Source organism: Microcystis sp. M_QC_C_20170808_M3Col (assembly GCF_007095505.1).
Lineage (GTDB): Bacteria > Cyanobacteriota > Cyanobacteriia > Cyanobacteriales > Microcystaceae > Microcystis.
Window position 1 is genome coordinate 1 of the sequence record NZ_SFBY01000127.1, and the last position, 3,444, is coordinate 3,444.

4 protein-coding genes are annotated in these 3,444 nt (G+C 47.4%); 3 read left to right on the forward strand and 1 reads right to left on the reverse strand.

The annotated features are described in order from the left end of the window. Nucleotides 1–247: 247 nt before the first annotated feature. Nucleotides 248–1,141: a helix-turn-helix domain-containing protein gene (locus EWV84_RS06090; RefSeq protein ID WP_287077161.1), complete on the reverse strand. Its 894-nt coding sequence runs from the start codon at nucleotides 1,139–1,141 to the stop codon at nucleotides 248–250. 197 nt (nucleotides 1,142–1,338) lie between these two features. On the opposite strand from EWV84_RS06090, the gene carA reads away from it, so the two are divergent. The 3 genes from carA (at nucleotide 1,339) to EWV84_RS06105 (ending at nucleotide 3,332) form a co-directional block, all read left to right on the forward strand. Continuing rightward, nucleotides 1,339–2,487: a glutamine-hydrolyzing carbamoyl-phosphate synthase small subunit gene (gene carA / locus EWV84_RS06095; RefSeq protein WP_286826607.1), complete on the forward strand. Its 1,149-nt coding sequence runs from the start codon at nucleotides 1,339–1,341 to the stop codon at nucleotides 2,485–2,487. A gap of 74 nt (nucleotides 2,488–2,561) precedes the next feature. Next, a complete protein-coding gene (locus EWV84_RS06100; RefSeq protein ID WP_287077163.1) occupies nucleotides 2,562–2,912 on the forward strand; it encodes an STAS domain-containing protein in 351 nt (116 codons plus the stop codon). A 3-nt stretch (nucleotides 2,913–2,915) separates the two neighbouring features. Next, nucleotides 2,916–3,332, forward strand: coding sequence for a Mini-ribonuclease 3 (locus tag EWV84_RS06105; RefSeq protein WP_287077165.1), 417 nt, complete (start codon nucleotides 2,916–2,918; stop codon nucleotides 3,330–3,332). Nucleotides 3,333–3,444: the final 112 nt, after the last annotated feature.

Below are 3,444 nucleotides of genomic sequence, written 5' to 3' on the forward strand. Positions count from 1 at the left end.
CATTTTACCCACGGGGTACTTAGATAAAATCAGTATAGCACAATAAAAGTTAAGTTAACAAGCTATAGTTTAAAAAGCCGTCCTAAAAGGACGGGGCTTTAACCCAAAATTTCGGTAAGAGCATCTCAATCAGACTTGACAGAAAGCGTTGAGAACAGTCACCATCTGGTTATTGTTCTCAACGCTTTTTTCCTTTTTTGGCTTCCCCTTGCAGGGAGCCTGCTGGAGTCTCCTATCCCCTAATTCCCTACTCTAAAGCGTAGATACGACCATCCATGAGCAGACGGGTGATACCTTTAGCTTCCAGTTGAGCGTGAGCTTTTTCGATCAGGCGACCGTCGGGAACTTTAATCACTTTTTCCTTGCGCTTGGAGAAACGACGAGCGATGCGATGACTTTCAAAGATGGGGAGGGTGCGCTGCTGGATTTCCTGAGGGGGAACCTTACCCAATTCGGCAAAATCCTTGAGGGGACGGGTGATTAATTCGGCAGCGCGATCGATCACCAAGTAACAGGTTTTGGGAAAAGCCGCCGCCGATAGGGGTAATATCTGTAATTGGGCTGTTTTAACGATAGTCGGGCCTAAATAGCTGCCCGCTAGTTCCTCCTCCTCCTCGTCTTCATCTTCATCTTCATCTTCATCCTCCTCTTCATCCCAATCCTCGTCAAGCTCATCTTCCTCCTCCTCTTCCTCGATAGCTTCGACGAAAAACTCGTTTAAATTAGCGTTTTCTAGAGGCTTATCGCCATTAATTTCTGTATCTTCCGAATTATCTGCTTCTGGCGGGTAAGAGGTATCCATTAACAGGGTTAATTGTTCCACAGAAGCGAGCGGTTGCTCAAAATCCCACTCATCCTTAGCTTCGATGCGCGCTGCCCGAAAACTAATCACCTCGATCGCTTTTTCCGATAAATCCGCGGCTGCTCCCTCCTCCTCGAAACCACGAGGATTGCGGGCCAAGCGTTTTTTCTGGATTAATTGCTCGTATTCCTCGCTAGAAAAAGAATTTTTGAGAAAACGACTGACCGTAGAACTACTCACGCCATAACGCTCGGCTAAGGTGGAAGTGGTGGCCTCCGTTTCCCGATAAAGCTTAAGAATTTCTTTTTTCGTGGCATCAGTCAGTTTTCTTGGACTCATATTACTTATATAGTTATTTTTTAAGCGATAGGATCTTGCCGATGGCTAGTCAGGGGAAACTGTTGTCCTTGAGCGGATGTACTCTTAATCATAAAACGCTCTAGCCAATTAAAACTAAGCAATTCGTTTTCTAGTCCCTGTTCTAGTCTATCCTTGACTTCTGTTTCTCACCACTACTCAAGATTAAAAAATTGACGATGATATCAAGTGCTGCTAGTCAAAAAGCCTTATTAGTTCTGGCCGATGGTACGGTTTACGAGGGTTATTCCTTCGGCTCCAAGGGAACCACCGTCGGCGAAGTTGTCTTTAACACGGGGATGACTGGTTATCAGGAAGTCCTCACCGATCCCAGTTATGCTGGTCAAATCGTCACTTTTACCTATCCGGAATTGGGAAATACGGGGGTTAACCCCGAGGATGAGGAGTCAATTCGTCCCCAGGTGAAAGGAGCGATCGCCAAAAATATCTGCCACCGGCCCAGTAATTGGCGTTCTACCCAATCCCTACCGGATTATCTGGCCGCTCATCATGTTATTGGCATCTATGGCATCGATACCCGGTCTTTGACCCGCAAAATTCGCTCGGTTGGGGCGATGAATGGGGCAATTTCTACGGAAATACTGGATTATCACGATTTACTGCGGCTGGTGCAGGCAGCCCCCAGTATGGCGGGGTTAAATCTCGTTAAAGAAGTTACCACGAAGGAAGTGTACGAATGGACGACTCCCACCCCGTCCGCCTGGGAATTTGCACCAATTGATAGTGATCAAGAACCGTTAACGGTGGTGGCGATCGATTTTGGCATCAAACGCAATATTCTCCGGCGTTTAGCCAGCTACGGTTGTCGGGTGATCGTGGTTCCCGCCGACACTCCCCCGGAAAAAATCGCCGCATATAATCCCGATGGTATTTTCTTTTCTAACGGACCGGGAGATCCGGCGGCTGTCACCGAAGGTATTGCCCTAGCCAAGCAACTTTTGCAAGGGGAAAAACCCACTTTTGGCATCTGTATGGGTCATCAAATTTTGGGGCTATCCCTAGGAGCAGAAACCTTTAAACTGAAATTTGGCCATCGCGGGTTAAATCAACCCTGTGGACTGCGGCAACAGGTGGAAATTACCAGTCAGAATCACGGTTTTGCGGTGCAGGAAGCCTCTTTAAATCCGCAAGTGGAGATTACCCATCTCAACCTCAATGATCGCACCGTAGCGGGTTTAAAACACAAGTCTCTGCCCTTTTTCTCGGTACAATACCACCCCGAAGCCAGTCCCGGCCCCCACGATGCCGATTATCTGTTCGCCAAATTTGTTGATTTAATGCGGGAAGCAAAAAAGGATCGGTCGTAAATTTTTAGGATATACTAAGGTTTTGATTTTTACGGCTCTAGAGCTAGGAGGCGATTATTCCAGAAGCAATTAACTTGACCGTCAGCTTGCGAGGTACGCGTGAGGTCAGAGATAAATACCAAATTTTCCGTTTGACGGGTCTTTTAGATGCCTTTTCCGAACCGACTTTTTGTAAGGTGATCGAAGGCTATGTGGAGCAAGGTCCCAAGGATGTGATTATTAGCCTCGCTCAGATTGATTTTATCGATAGCTCCGGTTTAGGGGCCTTAGTAAAATTGGTGAAAAAGGCCAAAACCGCAGGGGGCAGTTTACAAATTGTTACCAATGCGCGGGTAACTCAAACCGTAAAACTGGTGCGATTGGAGCAGTTTTTTTCCCTGCAACCCACCCTAGAAGCTGCGATCGAATATCTGGAAAAAGCGTAAATCGTGGAATCTCCTCTCGAAAAAATTCGCTTACAGCTAAGTGGCGAGGGGTCACAACTCCTAGAGGGTCTTGACCGATTATCGCCCGCTTCCCTGGCCTATCTGGGGGATGCTGTTTATGAATTATACATCCGCACCTATTATTTACTGCCGCCCCAGCGTCTGGGAGACTATCACGCTCAGGTGGTGGGCAAAGTCAGGGCCGAACAACAGGCTTTAGATTTAGAACAACTGCAGCCCTATCTGACAGACCAAGAAAAAGAAATTCTGCGCCGGGGACGCAATGCGGTCACGGGAAAACGCCGTCGTCTGACAGCCCAAGTCTATCAGCAGGCCAGCAGTTTAGAAACCCTGTTCGGCTATCTTTATCTGCAAGACCCCTCCAGATTACATCAACTATTAGAAAAACTAGAATTTTGACACTCTCGCCGTCAAGCTACGCTGTGACGGGAGATTCTTGCTTCTACTCCTCTTAACTAGACACAATCCGAAGACTATGCCCCCGTCAGACCGAATCCACAAGCGTTTTAGT